Origin of the sequence: Nocardia sp. NRRL S-836, from assembly GCF_001279525.1 — a bacterium.
Lineage (GTDB): Bacteria > Actinomycetota > Actinomycetes > Mycobacteriales > Pseudonocardiaceae > Lentzea.
This window is the reverse complement of record NZ_LGDY01000136.1, coordinates 1-21,772: the sequence shown is the minus strand read 5'-3', so window position 1 is coordinate 21,772 and position 21,772 is coordinate 1. Positions and strand designations below refer to the sequence as shown.

17 protein-coding genes are annotated in these 21,772 nt (G+C 71.2%); 7 read left to right on the top strand and 10 right to left on the bottom strand.

The annotated features are described in order from the left end of the window. The first annotated feature begins 84 nt into the window (after positions 1 to 84). Positions 85 to 1,056 (top strand): hypothetical protein, encoded by a 972-nt coding sequence (locus tag ADL03_RS37275; protein ID WP_053738336.1) that lies wholly within the window; start codon positions 85 to 87, stop codon positions 1,054 to 1,056. Here the strand turns inward: ADL03_RS37275 and ADL03_RS37270 are convergent. Then, positions 1,040 to 1,474, bottom strand: a complete 435-nt coding sequence (locus tag ADL03_RS37270; RefSeq protein WP_053738335.1) for a GNAT family N-acetyltransferase — start codon at positions 1,472 to 1,474, stop codon at positions 1,040 to 1,042. The genes ADL03_RS37275 and ADL03_RS37270 overlap by 17 nt on opposite strands. 163 nt (positions 1,475 to 1,637) lie before the next feature. Between ADL03_RS37270 and ADL03_RS37265 the strand changes: the two genes are divergently transcribed. From ADL03_RS37265 to ADL03_RS37250, 4 genes are read left to right on the top strand one after another with little or no spacing between them, the layout of a single operon-like run. Then, a complete protein-coding gene (locus ADL03_RS37265) occupies positions 1,638 to 2,333 on the top strand; it encodes a M48 family metalloprotease (protein WP_063798844.1) in 696 nt (231 codons plus the stop codon). After that, positions 2,330 to 3,223, top strand: coding sequence for a hypothetical protein (locus ADL03_RS37260; RefSeq protein WP_053738333.1), 894 nt, complete (start codon positions 2,330 to 2,332; stop codon positions 3,221 to 3,223). The genes ADL03_RS37265 and ADL03_RS37260 overlap by 4 nt, the downstream gene beginning before the upstream one ends. Positions 3,224 to 3,233: 10 nt before the next feature. Beyond that, on the top strand, positions 3,234 to 6,101 hold the full coding sequence (locus tag ADL03_RS37255) for a DEAD/DEAH box helicase (RefSeq protein WP_053738332.1): 2,868 nt from the start codon (positions 3,234 to 3,236) through the stop codon (positions 6,099 to 6,101). Next, a complete protein-coding gene (locus ADL03_RS37250; protein WP_053738331.1) occupies positions 6,098 to 7,276 on the top strand; it encodes a hypothetical protein in 1,179 nt (392 codons plus the stop codon). Before ADL03_RS37255 ends, ADL03_RS37250 begins: the two co-directional genes overlap by 4 nt. Before the next feature lie 48 nt (positions 7,277 to 7,324). Here ADL03_RS37250 and pgl read toward each other — a convergent pair whose 3' ends face one another. The 6 genes from pgl to tkt are packed head-to-tail and all read right to left on the bottom strand — an operon-like array spanning position 7,325 to position 15,514. Then, the gene (gene pgl / locus ADL03_RS37245; protein WP_053738330.1) at positions 7,325 to 8,104 is read right to left on the bottom strand and encodes a 6-phosphogluconolactonase; all 780 of its coding nucleotides are present in this window, start codon (positions 8,102 to 8,104) and stop codon (positions 7,325 to 7,327) included. Further along, positions 8,101 to 9,165, bottom strand: a complete 1,065-nt coding sequence (opcA, locus tag ADL03_RS37240; protein WP_053738349.1) for a glucose-6-phosphate dehydrogenase assembly protein OpcA — start codon at positions 9,163 to 9,165, stop codon at positions 8,101 to 8,103. The genes pgl and opcA overlap by 4 nt, the downstream gene beginning before the upstream one ends. Continuing rightward, on the bottom strand, positions 9,162 to 10,649 hold the full coding sequence (gene zwf / locus ADL03_RS37235; protein WP_053738348.1) for a glucose-6-phosphate dehydrogenase: 1,488 nt from the start codon (positions 10,647 to 10,649) through the stop codon (positions 9,162 to 9,164). The genes opcA and zwf overlap by 4 nt, the downstream gene beginning before the upstream one ends. A 53-nt stretch (positions 10,650 to 10,702) precedes the next feature. Further along, entirely contained in the window at positions 10,703 to 12,289 is a 1,587-nt protein-coding gene (locus ADL03_RS37230; RefSeq protein WP_231642779.1) for a hypothetical protein, read from the bottom strand. A gap of 25 nt (positions 12,290 to 12,314) precedes the next feature. After that, entirely contained in the window at positions 12,315 to 13,427 is a 1,113-nt protein-coding gene (gene tal / locus ADL03_RS37225) for a transaldolase (protein WP_053738328.1), read from the bottom strand. Then, positions 13,424 to 15,514 (bottom strand): transketolase, encoded by a 2,091-nt coding sequence (gene tkt, locus ADL03_RS37220; protein WP_053738327.1) that lies wholly within the window; start codon positions 15,512 to 15,514, stop codon positions 13,424 to 13,426. The genes tal and tkt overlap by 4 nt, the downstream gene beginning before the upstream one ends. Positions 15,515 to 15,778: 264 nt before the next feature. On the opposite strand from tkt, the gene ADL03_RS37215 reads away from it, so the two are divergent. After that, positions 15,779 to 16,702: a heme o synthase gene (locus tag ADL03_RS37215; protein WP_053738326.1), complete on the top strand. Its 924-nt coding sequence runs from the start codon at positions 15,779 to 15,781 to the stop codon at positions 16,700 to 16,702. 22 nt (positions 16,703 to 16,724) lie between these two features. Further along, on the top strand, positions 16,725 to 18,734 hold the full coding sequence (locus ADL03_RS37210) for a hypothetical protein (RefSeq protein WP_053738325.1): 2,010 nt from the start codon (positions 16,725 to 16,727) through the stop codon (positions 18,732 to 18,734). Between the two features lie 15 nt (positions 18,735 to 18,749). Here ADL03_RS37210 and ADL03_RS37205 read toward each other — a convergent pair whose 3' ends face one another. From ADL03_RS37205 to ADL03_RS37195, 3 genes are read right to left on the bottom strand one after another with little or no spacing between them, the layout of a single operon-like run. Then, entirely contained in the window at positions 18,750 to 19,403 is a 654-nt protein-coding gene (locus ADL03_RS37205) for a hypothetical protein (protein ID WP_197288984.1), read from the bottom strand. Between the two features lie 44 nt (positions 19,404 to 19,447). Further along, on the bottom strand, positions 19,448 to 20,098 hold the full coding sequence (locus ADL03_RS37200) for a hypothetical protein (RefSeq protein WP_053738324.1): 651 nt from the start codon (positions 20,096 to 20,098) through the stop codon (positions 19,448 to 19,450). A gap of 6 nt (positions 20,099 to 20,104) precedes the next feature. Further along, positions 20,105 to 20,920: a hypothetical protein gene (locus ADL03_RS37195; RefSeq protein WP_197288983.1), complete on the bottom strand. Its 816-nt coding sequence runs from the start codon at positions 20,918 to 20,920 to the stop codon at positions 20,105 to 20,107. Between the last annotated feature and the right edge of the window lie 852 nt (positions 20,921 to 21,772).

The following is a 21,772-nucleotide window of genomic DNA, read 5'->3' as shown; positions in this document are numbered from 1 at the left end:
ACCAGGGGGATCGGTTCGGTGGAATTGGCTTTGCTACGAGGCCTTGCCCGCAATCCAGCACTGCCTCCCGCCCTGCGTGACCGGATGGTCGCCCTGGGCGACCGGGACCTGACCCCGCACCTGTCCCGCCGCGGCGATCTTTCCGCGGAGCAGCGGAACTCCCCGGCACCCCAGCACACCGCGGCTTGCGCGTGCGACGACGAACCGCCGGACCCGGACGTCCGGCTGGCCGGGAACCCGGCCCTCTCGCCCGCCGACCTGGCCCGCCTCACGACCCACGAGAACCCGCTGGTCCGCTGGGCGCTGGCGGCCCGTCCCGACCTGCCGCGCACGGCCTGCGACCGGCTCGCCGCCGACCCGGTTCCGGGAGTGCGCCGTGACCTGGCCGCCAACCCGTGCGTGCCGGAGGACGTGCTGCGCTCGCTCATCGCCGACCCGTACCAGGAGACGCGCCGCGCCGTGGCGCACAACCCGGCCGTCCCGCTCGACCTCCTCGCCGACGCCGCCGCCACGTGCCGCGTCGGGCCCACCCTCGTGCCCCGCGTCGCCACCGCCACCGCGGCCGAGCTCCGCCTGCTCGCGGGATCGGCGGTGCCCGCGGTGCGGATGCTGGTGGCCCAGCGCGAGGACCTGCCCCGCGACGTGCTCGACCGCCTCGCCGCGGACCCCGAACCGGCCGTGGCCAAGGGCGTCGCGGTCGTCCCGGCGCTGTCCGCCGGCCAGCTGTGGGCTCTCGTGCACCGCCACGGCACACCGCTGTTCCCGCGCGTCGCGCTGAACCCCGGCTGCCCACCGGACCTGCTGCACCACCTGGTGACACACGCCCCCGCAGGCCACCGCACGTTCCGCGAGGTGGCCACGCACCCCGCCACGTCCGCCGCCACACTGCTGCTGTGCCTGCGCGACGAGCGCGGCCGTGCCGCCGCGAGCCACCCCGCCCTGCCGGTGGACGTGCTCCTCACCCTGCTCGCCGACCCCGGCACGGCCGAAGCGGCGGCCGCCAACCCGGCGCTGCCGGTCAGCGAGATGGAGAAGCTGCTCAGTCCCACCACTTGATGAGGTTCGTCTGCTCCTTGCGGACCTCGTACCCGTTGGCGGCGTAGAACTTCCGCGCGTCCTCCCGGTCGTGCCCGGTCACCAGCCGCACCCCGGCCGCCCCGTCCGCACGTGCCCACGACTCGCCGACCTCCAGCAACCGCCGCCCCACGCCACGGCGCCGGTGCCGCGGCGACGTCGCGAGGGTGATGAGGTTCTTCAACGGCCGCTGGTAGGTGTTCTCGTAGTCGCTGAGCTGGACGTACCCCAGCACGTCCGGGCCCTCCGCCGCCACGAACAGCGCGATGTTCGGCGCCTTGATGATGCGTTCCAGCTGGGCGCGGGTGCCCTCCGGAGAGAAGTCGTAGCCGAGGGCCTCGCGGTTGATCGCACAGATGGCCGCGGCGTCGGACAGGTGCACCTCACGGACGACGATCATGTGTTCCCCCAACGGAAGATCCCGCGCGAACCTACCCGACGGAGTGTCCCGGGAACGACGACCGGCTGGTCTGCGTTCGGCGACTTGGTCCAATCGACTGGACACAAACGGGTGAAGGTGTCACCCTCGGACGCCCCCCGTGAAGCTGCCCGAGGTGCTGACGATGCCTGAGTCCGGAAGACGCCGCCGTCCCGACGCGTCCGTCGCGTTCGAGTTGCTCCTCGCCGTGCCGGTGGTGGTGAGCAGCTTGGCGGTCATGGCCCTGCTCGGGCAGCTGGTGACACCGCACTGGCTGGTGCCGGTGGCGTGGCTGGCGTCCGGGGCGGTGGTGTTCCTGCCCGCGGCGGACCGGGTGCTGGCGCACGTGCTGCCGCCGCGGCAGCTGGAGGCGGTGCTGGCGCACGAGCTGGGCCACCACCTCGCCGGGCATTCGACCGCGTCGCTGGTGCGCTGGTGGTACGAGCTGCCGGCCCGGCTCGTGATCTTCGTGGTGCTGCTGGTGGCGTCGGTCGTGCTCGCGGTCGGACGGGTGTTCCTGCGGTTCGGCAACGCGGTGATGGGGTTCGCGTGCATCGGGGTGGTCGTGGTGCTGGGGGTGTTCGCGCTCGCCGCGAGCCCGTGGTTGCTGCTCGTGCCGGTGATCGCACCACTGCTGGCGTTGACCAGCCGCCACGCCGAGCTGCGAGCGGACCGGGTGGCGGCCGAGCTCGGCTACGGGCCGGTGCTGCAGGACGTGCTGCAGCGGTGGATCTCCGACGGGCATGACGACGCACGGGCGCGGGCCGGGCTGCGCGCGCGGATGCTGGCCTCGCACCCCTCGTGCGCGCACCGGATGAGAAGGCTGCGGGAGGCGGCGTGAGCAACGAGGTGCACGGCCCGGTCAACGGGTACGTGGTGCAGGCGCGGGACATCCACGGCGACGTCAACGTCGGTGTGCGGATGATCGTTCCGTCGCCCGTCGAGGTACCGCGGGCGTTCGGAGCGGGTGCGGAGCTCGTCGTCGGCGACCGCACGTACCTCGTGCAGGGACACCTGGCGGAGGAGTGGTACTCGGCCGACGGCACGACGCTGCACCGCCGAGCACGCTGCGCGGTTCCCGGCGGCCACGTCTGGCTCAGGCAGGGCACGGCAGCGCTCGCACGGGAACGCGACCTGCTGGCGGCGGTGCGGGGCGCCGGGTTCCCCGAGGTCGTGCAGTACGACGCTCCGAGCAGCACCCTGGTCACCACGTGGCCCACGGCACGCTCGGGTAAACCGTGCGCCGGCCTCGACGCGGTGCTGGGGACGCAGGCGCTGGACTCGTACCGGCTCTACCGCCTCTGCGGCGGCCTGGCCCGTCTCACCACGACGCTGCACGGCCTGCATCGGCACCGCGTCGCGCATCGCGGCCTGAGCCCCGACGGCCTGGTCGAGCTGGACGACGGTGGTCTCGTGCTGCGCGACCTCGGGCTGGCCGCACATCCCGTCGCCCGCGGCGAACACCCCGGCCACTACCAGGCGCCGGAACAGCACATGCGGGGAACCGGGCACGTCGGCCCGTGGACCGACGTCTACCAGCTCGCGGCCGTCGCCCACCACGTGATCGCCGGTCGACCGGTCACCGAACCGGCGCCGCCGGCGGCGTACGCCCGCGTCCCGCGCCGGCTCGCCGACGTCGTCGCGGCGGCGTTGTCCACGGATCCGGCGCGGCGGCCGGACCTCCGTTCCTTCGGCGCGGCGGTCCACGCCGCCCGCTCCGAGCTCACCTGAGGGAGCCGTTGTGCAGTTCCGCCCGGTCGTGCTGCCCACGGCCGTCACCCTGGTGCCGTCCAGGAACTTCCACGAGATCCTGCTCTCGCAGGCGAAGACCCACCCCGGCATGCCGGCGAGCCTCGACCAGCTCGTCTTCCAGCTCAACGAGCGGCGCACCGGGGTCGCGGCGACCGTCGACGAGCCGAAGAAGGACGGTGGCGACCCGAGCTTGCTGTTGTACGGCACGACCTGGGTGCTGCGGCTGTACCCCACGCGCCACCGCGACGGGTACCTGATCGCGTCGATCGACCCGCTGCGGATCCGCCACCACCACCGGATCGCGCACCGGTGCCTGATCGTCCGGCCGCCGTCGTGGCAGCGGGTGTTCGAGATCCGCATGCTCCCCCAGGGCGCCTCCGCGCACTGGGAACGGGTGCTCGCCGAGTGGTTCGCGGTGGACACGCACCAGCCCATCCCCGTTGCCCGGCCCGATCCGGCGCACACCCGGTTCCTCGACGTCACCGCGGCGTTGATCGAGGCCAACCAGCGCATCACGACCGGCGAAGCCCGCTGCGAGCAGCCCTTCCCGTACCGCGAGGTCGCCCCCATCGGCGAACGCAGGCACGGCGCGGCCTCGATGTACGAGTTCCGGCTCGCCGGCGACCGGGTGCCGGAGCAGGACACGTTCGTCCAGGTCCGCGGCGAGCCCGAGCAGCGCGGACAGGTGACGCGCGTGGACGGGCGGGCTGTGGTCGTGCGGTTCGACCAGCCCGTCGACTTCCACCACCTCGAGCAGACCGGCGCGCTGGAGGTCACGCTGAGCACGGTGGTGTTCGACAAGCAACGTGAGGCCGTTGCCACCCTCCGTGCCGGGCAGTCGCTCAACCCGCGCCTGCTGAGCGCGTTCGTCGACCACGACGTGCTGCCGTTCACCGAACCGGCCGCCGAACCGGCCGAACGCCTGGACGTGGACCAGCTGGTGGCGTTCCGCAAGGCGCTCGCCGTGCCCGACGTGCTGCTCGTGCTGGGACCACCGGGGACCGGCAAGACCCGCGTGATCAGCCAGAGCGCCGATGCCGTCGCGCGCGCCCGGCAACGGGTGCTGATCACCGCCCACACCAACAGGGCCGTCGACAACGTGCTCGCCCGCATCCCCGGCGGGCTCGTCGTGGTGCGCGTGGGCAACGAGGGCGTGGTCACCGAGGAGGGACGGCCCTACCTGCTGGAACACCGGTCGGCGGAACTGCGGCAGGTGATCCTCAACCAGACCGGGTACGCCTTGTCCCGCTCCGGTGACCTCGACGTCGCCGCCAAGTGGGCGGACGAGCTCGCCGACCGCACCGCCGGACTCCTCGCCGCGCTCGACGCGGAGTCGCGGGCCAGAACCGCACTGCACGAGGCCCGGCGGGCGGCGGGCGGGGAGCTGACGTCCACCGTGGACTCCCTGGTGGCCGGAGGTGACCGGCTCGCCCACCGGCTCGGCAAGCTGTCCAGGGCCGGTCAGCGCTACACCCGCTGGCGGACCGTGCTGGGCGGCCTGTTCGCATCGTGGTGCGACAAGCGCACGCAGGTCCTGCACGCGCGGTTCACCGAGTTGTCGGCGACGGCGGAGCAGTACCGGCGGGAGCTCGTGGAAGCCGAACGCCGGCTTCAGGACGCCACCGCCGGCGCACCGGCTGTCCGTGCCGCCGAGGCCGCGCTGGCCGCGGTCACCGGCCAGGTGGCGACGGCCCGCGCGGATGCCATGGCAGCCGCGGATGCCACACGCGCGGCGGTGGGGGCGCTCGACGTTCCGCCCGAGGCGGACGACCTGGCCGGCTTGCGCGCGCTGGTGGCCTGGGCCGCGGAACGGTTGCCGGTGCTGCGCAGCCGGGCGCGGCTGCTCGGCGAGTGGCGCGACGAGGTGGCCGGCGCGAGCAAGCAGCTGCACCCGGAGCTCATCCGGTACGCGGACGTGATCGCGTGCACCGCGATCGGCGCGGCGTCGAGGTCCGAGCTGTCCGATGTGGACTTCGACCTCGCGATCGTCGACGAGGCCGGGCAGATCGGCGTGGCCGACGTGCTCGTGCCGCTGGTGCGGGCCCGGCGCGCGGTGCTGGTCGGTGACCACCAGCAGCTGCCGCCGTTCCTCGACTCGGAGGTCGAGGCCTGGGGCGAGGAGGCCGGCGACCCGGCGGTGCGCCGGTTGCTGACCAAGAGCGCGCTGGAGCTCGCCGTCGACGGCTTCCCCGCCACGAACGTGGTACCGCTGCGGCAACAACGCCGCATGCCCGCGGTCATCGCCGACTTCGTCTCGCAGGAGTTCTACCGCCGCACCCTGTGCACCGCGGTGGAGCGCGAGCACGACGACCCGTTGTTCCGCAGCGCGTTCGCCTTCGTGGACACGAGCCGGCTGCCGGCGTCCGAGCGCGGGGAGAAGCCCGCCGCCGCGGCCGACCGGGGGCTGCGCGGCGTCCACAACCCCGCTGAGGCCCGCCTGCTGAGCAGGCTCGCCGCTCGCTACGACGAGCGCGGTGTGGAGTGGGCGGTCATCGTGCCGTACCGGGCCCAGGTCAAGGCGATCAGCGCCGCGCTGCTCGCGGTGCTGGGCGACGAGCGGAAGGTCCGCCTCAACGTCGGCACCGTCGACTCGTTCCAGGGCGGCGAGCGCGACGTCGTCCTCTACGGCTTCACCCGGAGCAACCCCGACGGCCTCATCGGGTTCCTGCGGGAACTGCGCCGCGCGAACGTCGCGTTCACCCGCGCCAAGCAGCAGCTCGTGCTGGTCGGCGACCTGAGCACGTTGACGACGGCCCGCGACGAGGACTTCCGGGAGTTCGCGCGGCGGATGCGTGACCACGTCGCGCGCCACGGCGACATCAGGCAGTACGACGAGATCATCGGGAAGCTCGGATGACCACCGCCACCAGGCTCTTCTCCTACCCCGAACAGCGTGCGCTCGAAGACGCCGCCTTCGCCCGCGCCACGACGCCGACGCGCATCTTCAAGCTGCTGTTCCCGATCTGGTGCGTCACGATCGCGGCCACGGTCACCGACGCCGAGGACTACGACCTGATCGACCGCTACCTCGAACGCGGCATCGCCGAGGGCGGCTTCACCACGGCCGCCGAGCTGGCACGGTTCTTCGCGCTGGACGAGGTGCTCGTCGACCGCGCGTTGCGGGCGCTCGCGGCCATCGGCCACGTCACGTGCGCGAACGGCAGGTGGGCGCTCACCGCGCTGGGCCGGCGTTCCACGGCGGCCCAGAAGCGGTACGTGATCAGGGCGGAGGACCGGCGCAAGCTGTACTTCGACGCGTGGGAGTCGCGTCCGCTGGCCCGGCCGCACTACGACTCGCGCAAGGTCACGATGCTGCCGTTGCACGCTCGTCCCGACCACTTCGAGCCGCTGGTGAGCACGCGTGGTTTCGACGACGGCGCACTGCACCGGCTGGCGGGCCTGGCCGACCGCGACCGGTTCAACCTGCCCGCGCAGATCGACCAGCCGCGCCAGGTCTGCGCGCCCGAACTGCTCTACCTGCCCGTGTACGTGGTGCGTGCGACCGAGGGACGGCACGTCCGGTACCTCGTCTACGGTCAGGCGAGCGATGAAGCCGACCGCGACCTCACCGCCCTCGCCGAAGGCGTCCAGGAGGTCGCCGGTGTGCTGGAGACCGAGCAGCGCAGTGCGCGGGACCCGCAGTCGCAGGCACATGATTGGCTGAACCAAGCCAACCTGACCGGGCGCGTGGCCCGCACCGGCGAGGGACTGCTGCGGGTCACGCTGCGCGGTGACGCGTTCGGTGGCGACCGGGGGCTCCCGCTGCACCGGCTCGGCTCGTTCACGGTGCGGGGCACCGGGTTCTTCCAGCTGTGGTGCCAGGACGAGCGGGTCCGCGAGCGGGCACTGGCCGAGCGGCTGGCGTCCTACGTGCTGGCGCGGTCCCAGGTCGCGCGCGCCCAGGTGGAGAACCAGCTTGCGCGGCTGGGGCGGCAGCTCGGGTTCACCGGTCTCACGGTCGAGGCGGCCGCCGCACTGGCCAGGCGGCTGGGCAACCAGCGGCTCGCGAAGCAGCTGAGCAAGCTCACCTGAGCACGAGAAAGGCCCCCGGCGCGAACCGGGGGCCTTCCTCGTCAGCGCTCAGGCCAGCGGTGGCTTGAACAGCGCCGGCACCTTCGAGGCGGCGGCGGTGTCCAGCAGCCACAGCGTGCGCCGGCGACCGGTGGCGCCGGCGGCCGGGAGCTGCACCTCGCCCGTGCCGGTCAGGCCCATCGCCACGGCGGCGGCCTTGGCCTCGCCGGTGGTCATGAGCCAGACCTCCTGCGCGTTGCGGATGGCGCCCAGCGTCAGCGACACGCGCGTCGGCGGGGGCTTGGGGCAGTTGCGGACGGCCACGGCGGACCGTTCCTTCTCGTACACGGCGGGGGAGGCGGGGAAGATCGAGGCCACGTGGCCCTCCTCGCCCACCCCCAGCATGCAGACGTCGAACGACGGCACGTCGCCGTGGTCTTCCGGGCGGGCCAGCGAGGCGAGCAGCGCCGCGTAGGCCTCCGCGGCGGCCTCCGGGTCGTCGCCGAACTCGCCGTCCGAGGGGGCCATGACGTGCACGCGGGCCGGGTCGAGCGGCACGTGGTCGAGCAGTGCCGCGCGGGCCTGCGTCTCGTTGCGGTCCGGGTGGCCGGACGGCAGGAAGCGCTCGTCGCCCCAGAACAGGTCCACGCGGGACCAGTCCACGGCGTCACGGGCGCCGTTGCGGTTGAGGTGCTCCAGGACCGCGGTGCCGGTGCGGCCGCCGGTGAGGACGACCGACGCCGAGCCGCGGGCGGCCTGGGCGTCGACCATGCGGGTCACCAGGCGGGCCGCCGCGGCGGCGGCCAGCAGGTCGCCGTCGCGGTGGACCACCACTTGCGGATTGCTCACGAACCCGCCTTCGCCTTGGGCTTCTTCGCCGCGCCCGCCTTGCCGTTCTGCTCGGGCGTCTCCGCTGCCGCCGCTGCTTCCGGCTCACCGGCGGCGGCCGCCGCGGTCACGGCCTCGGCAGCGGCCTTCGGGGCGGCGCCACGGCCCTTCGAGACCTTGGCCAGCGACTTCAGCGCTGCCGCGTAGACCTCGTCCGGGTCGAGCCTGCGCAGCTCCTCGGCCAGGCAGTCGCGCACCGAACGGCGCTGCAGCGCCACCCGCCGCGACGGCTGGCCGGGCTGCGTCAGCGTGCCGACCTTGCCGTCCGGGCGGTGCAGGTCCACCTCACCGGACGCGCGGCCCAGCCGGACCTGCACGATGCCCTCGCCGCGGGTCGCCTTCAGGCGCTTGGCCGTGACCTTGAGCCGGTCGGTCAGCCACGCGGCCAGCAGGTCGGTGGACGGCGAGTCGGCCTCACCGGTCACCTCGGCCTCGACGACCTTCTCGTACGGCGGCAGGTCCAGCGACGACGCGAGCATGGCGCGCCACAACGTCAGGCGCGTCCAGGCCAGGTCCGTGTCGCCCGGCGCGTAGTGCGCCCGGCGGGTCTCCAGGGCCTTGATCGGGTTCTTCTCCGCGGCCGCGTCGGTGATGCGGCGCTGGGCGAGCTGGCCGATCGGGTCCTTCGAGGGCGAGACCGGCGCGTCGAACGGCCACCACGCCACGACCGGGGTGTCCGGCAGCAGCAGCGGCATCACGCAGGACGCGCCCTCCTTGGCGAGCTCGCCGTACAGGCGCAGCACGACGACCTCGGACGCGCCCGCGTCACCGCCGACGCGGATCTGGGCGTCCAGGCGCGGAGCGGCCTGCCGGGCACCGCGCGCCACGACGATCACGCGGCACGGGTGCTCGCGCGAGGCGTCGTTCGCCGCGTCGATCGCGGCGTCGGTGCGCTGGCCGTCCTCGGTCACGATCACGAGGGTCAGCACGCGGCCCAGGGTCGTCGCACCGCCCTCGTCGCGCAGCCGGACCAGCCGGGAGTTGATCTGCGAGGTGGTGGTCGAGGGAAGGTCGATGATCACGGACGCCTCCACTGCCTTCCGGTCCGGGCGGTCATCGTCTCCGCCGACGGCGGGCCCCAGGTGCCGGCCTTGTACTTCTCCAGCGGCGGCTCGTCCTTGCGGGCCCAGAACTCGAGGATCGGGTCGAGGATCTCCCAGGAGAGCTCGACCTCGTCGTTCTTCGGGAACAGCGACGGCTCACCGAGCAGCACGTCGAGCAGCAGCCGCTCGTAGGCCTCCGGCGACGACTCGGTGAACGAGTGGCCGTAGCCGAAGTCCATCGTGACGTCGCGGACCTCCATCGTGTTGCCCGGCACCTTCGAGCCGAACCGGATGGTCACGCCCTCGTCCGGCTGCACGCGCACGACGAGCGCGTTCTGGCCGAGCTCCTCGGTCGCGGTGTCGTCGAACGGCAGGTGCGGCGCCCGCTTGAACACCACGGCGACCTCGGTGACGCGGCGGCCCAGGCGCTTGCCGGTGCGCAGGTAGAACGGCACCCCGGCCCACCGGCGGGTGTTGACCTCGCAGGTGATCGCGCCGAACGTCTCGGTCTTCGACTGGGGCGAGAACCCGCCCTCCTCCAGCAGGCCGGGCACCTTCTGCCCGCCCTGCCAGCCACCGGTGTACTGGCCGCGCGCGGTGGTCTCCTCGAACGGCTCCGCGGGCCGCGTCGCCGAGAGGATCTTCACCTTCTCCGCCCGCAGGTCCGCCGGCTTGAAGGAGACCGGCTCCTCCATCGCGATCAGCGCGAGCAGCTGCAGCAGGTGGTTCTGGATGACGTCGCGCGTCGCGCCGATGCCGTCGTAGTAGCCCGCGCGGCCACCGAGACCGATGTCCTCGGCCATGGTGATCTGCACGTGGTCGACGTAGTTCGAGTTCCAGATGGGTTCGTACAGCTGGTTCGCGAACCGCAGCGCCAGGATGTTCTGCACGGTCTCCTTGCCGAGGTAGTGGTCGATGCGGAACACCGACTCCTCGGGGAAGACCTCGTTGACCGTGCGGTTGAGCTCCTTGGCCGAGGCCAGGTCGTGGCCGAACGGCTTCTCGATCACGACCCGGCGCCACTGGTCGGCGGAGGTCTGGGCGAGGCCCGCGCGCTTGAGCTGGTTGATCACCGTCGGGAACGCGCCCGGCGGGATCGACAGGTAGAACGCGTGGTTGCCGCCCGTGCCGCGCTCGGCGTCGAGCGCGGCCAGGCACGAGGCCAGGTTGTCGAACGCCGAGTCGTCGTCGAACGTGCCCTGCACGAACCGGATGCCCTCGGCGAGCTGCTGCCACACGGCCTCGTTGAACGGCGTGCGCGCGTGCTCCTTCACCGCGTCGTGGACGACCTTCATGAAGTCCTGGTCGGCCCAGTCGCGGCGGGCGAAGCCGACGAGACCGAAGCCCGGCGGCAGCAGACCCCGGTTCGCGAGGTCGTAGATCGCGGGCATGAGCTTCTTGCGCGACAGGTCACCGGTCACACCGAAGATGACCAGCGCGCTCGGCCCCGCGATGCGGGGCATGCGCTTGTCGCGCGCGTCCCGCAGCGGGTTGCGCCACTTGGCGGCGGATGTGGTCACGAGCCGTCCTCCTGGACTGCCTCGACGAGCTGGGCCAAGCCGGCGATGCGGTCCCGCAGGTGCAGCCGCAGCACCGGGCGACCGTGTTCGACGAGCACCTGACCGTCGCCGGCCGCCTGCGCGAGCTGCAGCTGCGCCAGCGTGTAGGGACGGCCGGGCACCTCCAGGTCGTCGCCGGACTCGCCGGTGATCTGGATGAACACGCCGTTCTGGTGACCGCCCTTGTGGTACTGGCCGGTCGAGTGCAGGAAGCGCGGGCCCCAGCCGAACGTGGTCTGCAGGTGCGTCCTCTTCGCGATCTCCGCGCGGAGCAGCTCGAACGACGCGTCGTCGATCCGGTCCAGGTAGGCCTGCACCGAGATGTAGCCGTGCTCGGGCGCGACCTCGACCAGTGCCGCGAGCGCCTCGGCGACGGTGGTCACCTTGCGAGGGGCCCAGCCGGTGCCGTGGCCCTCGACCGGACCGTCCACGAAGGACGGCGTGGTCGCCGCGACCGCCGGTGCGTCCAGCAACGCGCGCGCGGCCTTCTTCGCGGCCTCGACGTCGGGCTGGTCGAACGGGTTGATGCCCAGCACCCGGCCGACGAGCGCGGTCGCGTACTCCCACAGCAGGAACTGCGCGCCGAGCGGTCCCTCGACGGCCACGGTCGCCGACCCGGTGGCCGGTCCGATCGCGACGGTCGTGGCATCCGAGCGGGCGTCCACGAAGCCGGGGGCACCGGGGCCCTCGACGACGACCGGCAGCAGGCCGGTGCCGTTCTTGCCGGTCGACTCGGCGATCAGCTGCTCGGCCCAGTCGCCGAAGCCGACGATGCCCGAGCCGGTGTCGGCGAACACGACCTTCTCCGCGCCGTTGGCGTGCGCGGCACCGAAGACCGCGGCCAGCTGCACGGCGGGGTTCTCGGGCGAGTCCTGCGCGAGGACCTTCGCCTCGGCGGCCGCGTCGTCGAGCAGCGCCTCGACGTCGGCGCCCGCGAGGTAGGACGGCACGAGGCCGAACGCGGTCAGCGCCGAGTACCGGCCGCCCACGTTCGGGTCGGCCAGGAACACCTTGCGGTAGCCCGCTTCCTCGGACGCCTTCTGCAGCGGCGAACCGGGGTCGGTGACCACCACGATGCGCGACGCGGCGTCGATGCCCGCGTCGGCGAAAGCCTTCTCGAAGATGCGCCGGTGGCTGTCGGTCTCGACCGTGCCACCGGACTTGGACGACACCACGATCACCGTGCGCTCGAGGTCACCGGCGAGAGCGTCGGCGACCTGGGCGGGATCGGTGGTGTCCAGCACGACCAGCGGGACACCGGCGGTGCGGGTGATCACCTCGGGGGCCAGCGACGAGCCGCCCATCCCGGCGAGCACCACGCGGTCGACGCCCTCGGCGTGCAGTTCGGAGCGCAGGGCCACGAGCTCGGGGAGCAGTGCACGGGACGACTCGTGCAACGTGGTCCAGGAGAGGCGGATGCCCGCCTCGGACTCGGCTTCCGGCCCCCACAGGGTCGGGTCCTGCGCGGTCAGCTTGCTCGGCACCGAATCCGCGACCAGGTCAGCAGCGATCGTGCTGACCTGGTCGGCGTTCGGTGACCTCACGATGTCGACGGAGGTCACTAGATGATCAGCCCTTCAGCTTCGCCAGTTGGTTCGTCACCGTCTCGAGCAACTCTTCCCAGGACTTCTCGAACTTCTCGACGCCCTCGGTCTCCAGGGCGACGAACACGTCCTGGAGGTCGATTCCCACGGCGGAGAGCTTGTCGAACACCTCCTGGCCCTCAGCGGCGCGTCCGGTGACCGTGTCACCGGTGATCTTGCCCGCGTCGGCGACGGCCTGCAGCGTCTTCTCCGGCATCGTGTTCACGACGTCGTTCACGACGAGCTGGTCGACGTAGAGGGTGGGGGAGTAGCTCGGGTCCTTCACGCCGGTCGACGCCCACAGCGGGCGCTGCGCGTTGGCGCCGCCGGCCTTGAGGGCCTCCCAGCGCTCGCCCTGGAAGGTCTGCTCGAACGCGCCGTAGGCGATCCACGCGTTGGCGAGGGCGGCCTTGCCCAGCAGGGCCGTGGCCTCGTCCGTGCCGATCGCCTTCAGGCGCTTGTCGACCTCGGTGTCCACGCGGGACACGAAGAACGACGCGACAGAGTGGATGGTGCGCAGGTCGTGGCCGTTCGCCTTGGCCTGCTCCAGGCCGTCGAGGTAGGCCTCCATGACCTTGCGGTAGCGCTCGACCGAGAAGATCAGCGTCACGTTGACGGAGATGCCCTCGGCGATCACCTTGGTGATGGCGGGGATGCCGGCCTCGGTGGCCGGGATCTTCACCAGCAGGTTCGGCCGGTCCACGGTCTTCCACAGGTCCTGCGCCTCGGCCACGGTCTTGTCCGTGTCGAACGCCAGGCGCGGGTCGACCTCGATCGACACCCGGCCGTCCACACCGTTCGTGCTGGTGTAGATGTCGCGGAACTTGTCACACGCGTTGCGCACGTCGGTCGTGGTGACCTCGCGGATGGTCGCCTCGGTGTCGGCACCCCGGTTGGCGAGCTCGCGGACCTGCTCGTCGTAGGACTCGCCCTTCGACAGGGCGCCCGCGAAGATCGTCGGGTTCGTCGTCACGCCGACGACGTTCCAGTCGCGGATCAGCTCGTCCAGGTTGCCGCTGGTGAGGCGCTCACGGGACAGGTCGTCCAGCCAGATGGAGACGCCGGCTCCGGACAGTGCTTCGAGATGCGGCTTGCTCACTTGTTACCCCTCACGTTGTCAAGGGAACGGCGCGCGGCGGTGACGACGTCCTCCGTCGTGAAGCCGAACTCCTTGAACAGGACCTGGTAGTCGGCCGAGGCACCGAAGTGCTCGATCGACACGATCTCGCCGTTGTCACCGACGTAGCGGTACCACGGCTGTGCGATACCGGCTTCCACCGCGACGCGCGCCTTAACCGACGACGGGATGACCGATTCGCGGTACTCGGCGTCCTGCTTCTCGAACCACTCGACGGACGGCATGGAGACCACGCGCACCGCGACGCCCTCGCCCTGCAGGACCTTCCCGGCCTCCAGGGCGACCTGCAGCTCGGAGCCGGTGCCGATGAGCACGATCTCCGGGTTGTCGTCACCGAAGAGCACGTAACCGCCGCGCTTGACGCCCTCCGCGGAGGTGCCTTCGAGGATCGGCAGGTTCTGGCGGCTCAGCGCGAGCCCGACCGGGCCGAGCTGCTCGATGACGGCCTTCCACGCGTACGCCGTCTCGTTGGCGTCGCCGGGGCGCACGACCGCGAAGTCCGGGATCGCGCGCAGGGCCGCGAGGTGCTCGATCGGCTGGTGCGTCGGGCCGTCCTCGCCCAGGCCGATGGAGTCGTGCGTCCAGACGTACGTGACGGCGGCCTGCATGATCGCGGCCAGGCGCACAGCGGGGCGCATGTAGTCGGAGAACACGAGGAACGTGCCACCGAACGGGCGCGTCGGGCCGTGCAGCGCGATGCCGTTGAGGATCATGCCCATGGCGTTCTCGCGGACACCGAAGTGCAGCACGCGGCCGTACGGGTCGGCGTTCCACATCTCCGTCGAGATCGAGGCCGGGCCGAAGGACTTGGCGTCCTTGATCGTGGTCAGGTTCGACTCGGCGAGGTCGGCGGAACCGCCCCACAGCTCGGGCAGGTGCTTCGCCAGCCCGTTGATCGCCTCACCGGAGGCCTTGCGGGTCGAGATCTCCTTGCCGCCCGGCTCGTAGGAGGGCAGGTCGGCGTCCCAGCCCTGCGGCAGCTCGCGGGCGACCAGGCGGTCCAGCAGCGTCTTCGCCTCGGCGTTGGCCGAAGCCCACGCGTCGAAGCTCTTCTGCCACTCGGCCTTGGCGTGCTCGCCGCGCTTGACGACCTCGCGGGCGTGCTGCAGGACCTCGTCGGCGACCTCGAAGGTCTGCTCGGGGTCGAAGCCGAGGATCTCCTTGGTGGCCTTCACCTCGTCGACGCCCAGCGCGGCACCGTGCGCGGCACCGGTGTTCTGCTTGTTCGGCGCCGGGTAGCCGATGATCGTGCGCAGCAGGATGAACGACGGCTTGTCGGTGACGGCCTTGGCCTTCTCGACCGCCTCCAGGATGCCCTTGACGTTTTCGCCGGACTCCACGACCTGGACGTGCCAGCCGTAGGCCTCGTAGCGCTTCGCGGTGTCCTCGGACAGCGCGATCGTCGTGTCGTCCTCGATGGAGATCTTGTTGTCGTCGTAGAAGACGACCAGGTTGCCCAGCTGCTGCGTGCCGGCCAGCGACGAGGCCTCGGAGGTGACGCCCTCCTCGATGTCACCGTCGGAGGCGATCACGTAGACGTGGTGGTCGAACGGGCTCTGGCCCGGAGCGGCGTCGGGGTCGAACAGGCCGCGCTCGCGGCGGGCGGCCATGGCCATGCCCACGGCGGCGGCGAGGCCGGAGCCCAGCGGGCCGGTCGTGATCTCGACGCCCCTGGTGTGGCCGTGCTCGGGGTGGCCGGGGGTCTTCGAGCCCCACTTGCGCAGGTGCTTGAGGTCGTCCAGCTCCAGGCCGTAGCCCGACAGGAACAGCTGGACGTACAGGGTCAGGCTGGAGTGCCCCGCGGAGAGCACGAACCGGTCGCGGCCGATCCAGTCCGGGTCGGCGGGGTCGTGCCGCAGCACCCGCTGGAACAGCGTGTACGCGAGAGGCGCGAGGCTCATCGCGGTGCCGGGATGACCGTTGCCGACGTTCTGCACGGCGTCCGCCGCCAGCACCCGTGCGGTGTCGACTGCGCGCTTGTCGAGCTCCGTCCAGTCATCAGGCAGGTCGGCCTTGGTGAGCCGGGTGATGTCGTCGGTGACGCTCACGGACTTACAGCTCCACTCTGTCGGTTGGGCGGGCGCTGACCTGTCTGTGGATGACCTTGGTGGATCGATCCCGAAAGGCCTGACCCGCGTGTGTCCCTCGTCCTGTGGCCAGCCTAGTCCTGACAGTTGCCGAAGTTGCTCTGAAAGGTCCCAGCCCGGTGTGTGCCCAGGCACACCAGCACCCGAACGGGCTGTTGATCCTCCGCGCGGTTACCATCAGTTGCTGGAATTCCCACCACTCCCGATCCGAGGAGCGTTCACGCGATGAGTGCCGTCCTCGAGGCCCCTGCCAGGTCGCCTCGACAGGTTGTTGGCGCCTATGTGGCACTCACCAAGCCGCGTGTCATCGAGCTCCTGCTGATCACCACGATCCCCGCGATGCTGCTGGCCCAGCACGGCCTGCCGCCGCTGTGGCTGATCGCCTGCACCCTCACCGGCGGCACCCTCGCCGCGGGGTCGGCGAACGCCCTCAACTGCTTCGTCGACGCCGACATCGACTCGGTGATGAAGCGGACGGCCGCCCGCCCGCTCGCGCACAACGCCATCCCGCCGCGCAACGCGCTGATCTTCGGCATCGTGCTCGGGGTCGTGTCGTTCGCGTTCCTGTGGATCTTCGTCAACCTCATGTCGGCCGCGTTCGCGGTGGCGACGATCCTCTTCTACATCTTCGTCTACACGCTCGTCCTCAAGCGCCGGACCTCCCAGAACATCATCTGGGGCGGCATGGCGGGCTGCATGCCGGTGATCATCGGCTGGAGCGCGGTGACGGGCACGGTCGAGTGGCCCGCCCTGGTCATGTTCGGCGTGATCTTCTTCTGGACCCCGCCGCACACCTGGGCCCTCGCGATGAAGTTCAAGGACGACTACGCCCGCGCAGGCGTGCCGATGCTGCCGGTGGTGGCCACAGCCGCGCAGGTGACGCGGCAGATCGTCATCTACAGCTGGATCACCGTCGTCTGCACGCTGGCCCTGGCCCCGGTCACCTCGTGGATCTACGTGGCCGTGGCGGCGCTGTCCGGCGTGTGGTTCGCCGTCTTCGCGCACAAGCTGCACAACGTCGTGCGCCGCGGCGGTTCCACGAACACCATGAAGTTCTTCCACATGTCGAACCTCTACCTGATGCTGGTGTTCTGCGGTCTCGCCGTGGACGCCGTGGTCGGGTTGCCGGTGCTGGGCTGGCCGTTCTAGCTGCACCTCCAGGCGTACGGCTGTGGCGCCCGTCGAGTTCACCGTCTCCGGCGGCGAAGGCTCGCCGCTGGAGCACATAGCCGCGCTCGTCCCCCGCGTCTCGCTGGTCGTGGTGACCGATCCGGGCGGATGGGCGCAGGTCAGCCGCGGTCTGACGGTCGGCGGCACGATCTGCGCCGCGATTCCGACCCGGATGCGGGTGCTGCGGTTCGCCGTCCTCGACCTGCGGCACTTCCCCTCGGCCGCCGCGCTGCCGTCGATCTCGGACGTGCCCGGTGACGTGGTGGCCCTGCACGACACGCGGACCTGGGACTCGTCGCCGGTCGTCGCCGCGCTGCGCGGCCTCGGACGCCCGGTCGTGCTGTTCACCGCCGTGCACACCTGGGTGTCCGGGCTCGACCCGGCGTCGGTGCTCATGGGGTGGAGCACGCCGCACGTGGTGCTGGCGGCACCGGTGACCAGGGGTGAGGGCCGGGTCGAGGACGTCCTGTGGCAGTTCCGCGAGCTGGAACGGCGCGGGATGGTCCGCTACACGCCGCTGCCGCAGCCGCCGGCCCCCGACGACCGCGCGGTGGCGGTCGTGGTCGCGCCGCCGGGGGCGACCCAGGGCGTGGCGGGGGCGTTGCGGCCCGGCGCCGAGTACGAGGTCTGGGTGCACGTCGGGCCGCACGCCGCCCGGCTGCCCGCCGACGTGGAGCTGCGCGCGGTGCTGTGCATGTCCGGGCGTGACGTGCAGGCCGAGCCGTTCGTGCTGCCCGCCGAGGGCGCGAGCCCGTGGGTGAGCTTCCCGGTGACCACGCCCTACGCCGCGGCACGCTGGAGCGGGTTCCTGGTGATCTACGCCGGTGCCGTGCCGGTGCACGCCCAGCAGGTCGTGCTGCCGGTCGGGGCGGGCGAGGTGAAGACCACGCCGCGGTTCCGGCTGTCGCGCACGTTCGCCGACCTCCCACCGTGGACGACGCGGGTGGCCTCGCTGCTGGTCCTCGGGCCGGGCGCCCTGGTGGCCACCGGCGGTGCGGCGCCGTCGTGGATCCCCCTGGACGCCGGCTACCGGCGGTCGGTGCTGAACCCGTCGGTGCTGAACCCTTCTGGGCTGGACCCCTGGTACGGCAAGGACTTCCCGGCCTACTGCGCCGACCTCGCCGCGCTGGCCCGTGAGGGCGCGGCGCTGTACTCGCGGCTGTTCGCAGACCGGGCGCTGCCGGAGCTGATCCGCGCGGCGGCGCGGTCGACCGGGCGGCCCGCCGGGGTCGTGGTGGCGGGTGCGGACTTCGATCCGGTGCCGTGGCCGCTGGTCTACGACCTGCCGTTCGCCGAGGGGCCCTATCGGCTGTGCGCGTCGGTGGGGCACTTCGGCCCGTTCGGTGCCGGGGGAGAGGTGCCCGCGCACTGCCCGGTGCCCGACCACGGCGGCAACGTGGTGTGCCCGTTCGGGTTCTGGGGCCTGTCGACGGTGCTGGAGCAGCCGGTCGGGCCGGTGGTGTGGCAGGTCTCCGACCGGCCGCGGCCGTTCGAGGTGTCGATGGCGGTCGATCCCGGCATGGACCGGACGCTGACCGAACGACACGCGGCCGAGCTGATGTCGATGGTTCCGCCGGAGGCCGTGTCATCGGCGTACGTCAGCCCCTCGGAACTGGGGCACGCGTTGGCCGACGAGGCGATGGACGTCGTGCACCTGCACTTCCGCGAGGGGTTCCTCGACGCCGAGGAGATCGAACGGTGGGAGCGCGAGGGCGTGTGGCCACGACCGCACTGGCCCACGCGCAAGCCGCTGGTGGTGGCGACCTCGCCCGTGCAGGAGCTGGTGCGGGCGTTCGTCCGCCACGGCGCGGCCGGCGTGCTCAGCCCCGAGGTGGCGGTGCCGCAGGACATGGCCGGCTGGGTGACGGGCATGGTGCTGGCCCGGCTCGCGGCCGGGTTCGGCGCGGGGGAGGCGCTGCGGCAGACCCGGTGGGAGATGCTGGGCCGGGGCAACGTCCTGGGCCTCGCCTACACCCTGAACGCGAGCGCGGACCTGCGGCTGCGGCGGTAGACCTCGCCGAGGTGCTCAGGAAGCCACGCGGGTGAGCAGGTCCTCGACGCACGGGTCGTCGAGCGACTCCACGATGCACCGCCACAGCGAGAGGTTCGCCTCGGCCCACTTCGTGTAGGTCGCCGCGGCCTCCTCGTCGTAGAAGTAGTAGCCGTCGTCGGCCTTGCCGACCTGCTCGCCGACGATCTTGTGCGCGAGCTCCCGCAGCGAGATCCCGTTCTCCTGCAGGTACTTGTGCGCCAGCACGACCGGCGTCACCGGCAGCGCCTTGAACAGCGTGTCCGCGTCGGACAGCGCCTGCGCCTCCAGCGAGATGTCGCGGTGGCGGGTCCGCATCTCCGCCTCGACCACGATCCGTTCGATCCAGTCGATGTCGCCGACGCACACGCCCGCGATGAACAGCACCTTGCGGCGCAGCGCGGCGCCGTCGGTCGGCAGCGAGTTGCGGCGGACCATGTAGTTGAGGTCGTGCACCAGCGCGGCCACCTCGACGACGTCGGCCGCGGCACCGTTGCGTTCGGCGAAGTGCACGGCCTTGTCCCGGACGAAGCTCACGTGGTGCCAGCCGTGGAACTGCAGCTTGGCCGCCAGGTCCTCGCACAGCCGCCGCACCCGTTGCTCGACGTCCGCTATGACAGATCTCGGAATCCTCGTGCGCGTACGCATCATCAGCCCTCCCGACAGGTGGGCTGATGGTAAGCGCGCCGCGTGGGCTACATGAGGTTGTTCGTCAGATCCTCCAGCCGCTCCTCGACCGGCACGTGCCGGTGGCTGATGCCGGTGTCCGGGTCGTAGCTGAGGCTCCACGGCGTGACGGCCCGCGACTTGACCAGGAACGTCATCGTCCCGTCCGCAGCGCGGGGAATCCGGTGGAACTCGTGCGCGAGCAGCGTGCCCGTGGTGCCCGCGACGCACTGGGTGCGCTTCGTCAGCTCCGTGCTGATGATCGAGCGGCCACCCACGCCCAGCCGTGCGTCGAAGCGTTCGTGCAGGTACGCGCCGCTGAGGATGGTCGTGCAGAAGTGGTAGCGGTGGTTGTGCACCGAGTCCGCGTAGCCCGTGCGCCAGTCGGCGAGCGGCTTGTACTCGTGCAGCCAGAACGTGAACTGCTCGCCTGGCTCGTCCCGCAGGCACCACGCGAAGTGCGTCGTCGTCTCCCGCGACCGCGCGATCACCCACGTCGCCTGCTGCGGTGTGAGCCCGTCGATGTGCGCACGCAGTTCCTTGCGCAGCTCCGGCCGTGCCGCCCACTCGCGGAACCACCCGCCGACCTCGGCCCAGTGGTCGACCACGGGGAAGTCGGCGCGCTTGACCAGAGCGGTGAGCTCCTCGAGCGCGGACACCCCGGTGAACTCGGCTAGCAAGATCGATCAGCTCCTCAACTGAGCGGAAGCGGAGAATTCGCGGCGGAATGCGTGGAACTTGTCTTCGAGCTCTCTGCACCCGTCGTCGGTGAGCGGTGTGCCGGTGATCTTCTCGAACAACGCGAGGAAGTCGTTCCTCGACGTCGCCGGCGTGATGACGAAGTGGTACCCCGCCTTGGAGTTGCTGATCCGCAGGAACTCGGCGCGTTCCATTGCGTACAGGAACGAACTCTCCGTGAACCGCAACGTCTTCGGATACGGCCTGAGCACCCCGGCCGTGTTGCTGTACAACGTGAGCCAGGCACTGTCGTCGAACAGTTCGAGCCGATCGAGCGGTGGATCGGAAACGATGGTGACATCGATTCTGCTGCACCTGCTCCTCGCCGCGTACAGCCCGACGAGTCCAATTCGGATCTGTTCCTTGAGCCTCTTCTGGATCTCCTCGTAGTCCCCGTCGGCACCTTCGTTGCGCAGCAGGTACCGCGCCCGCCCGCTGATGGCGTTGTCGTCACGCGGGTCGGCCAGCACCGCCCTGAGCTCGCACTCCGTCTGCGACAACAGCACCCGCCCGGCCGCGTACCGCCCGGCGAACCCGCGGAAGCAGTACAGCCGGGTCCGCTCCAGGTCCTGCATCATGAGCTGGTTGAACACCGGATCCGGCTGCGCCGTCGGCTCGAACACGTGGCTGGGGAAGAACTCCCGGTCCAGCGCCCGGTACTCCTCGCTGAGCTCTTTCAACGCTTTGCGACTCTCCTCGACCACCGGCGTGAGCAACGCCTTGTGCGCCGCCCGCGAAGTGATCAACGTCTGCGTGAAGCTCACGACCGCCGATATGAGCGTTCCGGTCCCGACCGACGTCAAGAAGTTCCGCGCCGCACCCGGATCCATCTGGCTGGAAATGGCCAACGTCGTCCCCGACGTCACCACGAGTATGAGGAGGAGCAACCCGGTCCGAGTCCAAAACAACTCCTGGATCAGGTTGCTGCGGATGCCTCCGGCCTCCGCGGACACGTGCCCACCTCCTGGGTCACCTCAATGGTCGCTACCCGAACGGACGAATGCTCTCAGTGTCCGATCAAGTGCGCGGAGTTACTGTACGCGTCGGTCAAAAGATAAGGAAGCTGCTATTCGTGCGACATTTAGCGCGGGAATAATCACCCATCCCTCCGGTCGCCGGCCCGCACCCGTGCACCCCGGTGACACCGCGTCGCCACATCACCCCACCGAGTCGGATGAGGGTGACCCACCCACCCGAACGCACCCATCCCCGCGTATCGGCCTCGCACCTGCGACGCCAACCGGCCCAACGCCCAGCCCCACCCGTCGCTGCTCCCTGGGCAGGCTCGTGCGGGGGTCCGCTTCGGGTGCGGCGGGCGGTTGGTGGGCCCGGCAGGGGCATGCGGGGCGGGGTCATGCGGGAGCGGGCCGGCGGGGCAGTCTGCGTGGGCGGTCTGCGTGGGCGGTCACGCGGACGGTTTGGCGCGGGCAAGGCGAGCACTCCACACCCGTCGAGCGAAGCGAGACGAACCTCCCTCACCTCAGGCAGTTCACGCCTATCGAGCGAAGCGAGGCGTTTCTACCTTCCCTCGATCGGTAGCGGTGACAAGCCCTTTGACCTGCGATTGGGGCTTGACTTTGAGGGCGGGGCGATATCCTGGTAGGGATCGGCCGGGC

What these genes read in the sequence shown, in the direction of transcription:
- ADL03_RS37275 (WP_053738336.1), top strand. Translation starts at nt 85, where the DNA reads ATGGTCGCCCTGGGCGACCGGGACCTGACCCCGCACCTGTCCCGCCGC.
- ADL03_RS37270 (WP_053738335.1), bottom strand. Translation starts at nt 1,474, where the DNA reads ATGATCGTCGTCCGTGAGGTGCACCTGTCCGACGCCGCGGCCATCTGT.
- ADL03_RS37265 (WP_063798844.1), top strand. Translation starts at nt 1,638, where the DNA reads ATGCCTGAGTCCGGAAGACGCCGCCGTCCCGACGCGTCCGTCGCGTTC.
- ADL03_RS37250 (WP_053738331.1), top strand. Translation starts at nt 6,098, where the DNA reads ATGACCACCGCCACCAGGCTCTTCTCCTACCCCGAACAGCGTGCGCTC.
- zwf (WP_053738348.1), bottom strand. Translation starts at nt 10,649, where the DNA reads ATGCCCCGCATCGCGGGGCCGAGCGCGCTGGTCATCTTCGGTGTGACC.
- ADL03_RS37215 (WP_053738326.1), top strand. Translation starts at nt 15,779, where the DNA reads ATGAGTGCCGTCCTCGAGGCCCCTGCCAGGTCGCCTCGACAGGTTGTT.
- ADL03_RS37205 (WP_197288984.1), bottom strand. Translation starts at nt 19,403, where the DNA reads ATGATGCGTACGCGCACGAGGATTCCGAGATCTGTCATAGCGGACGTC.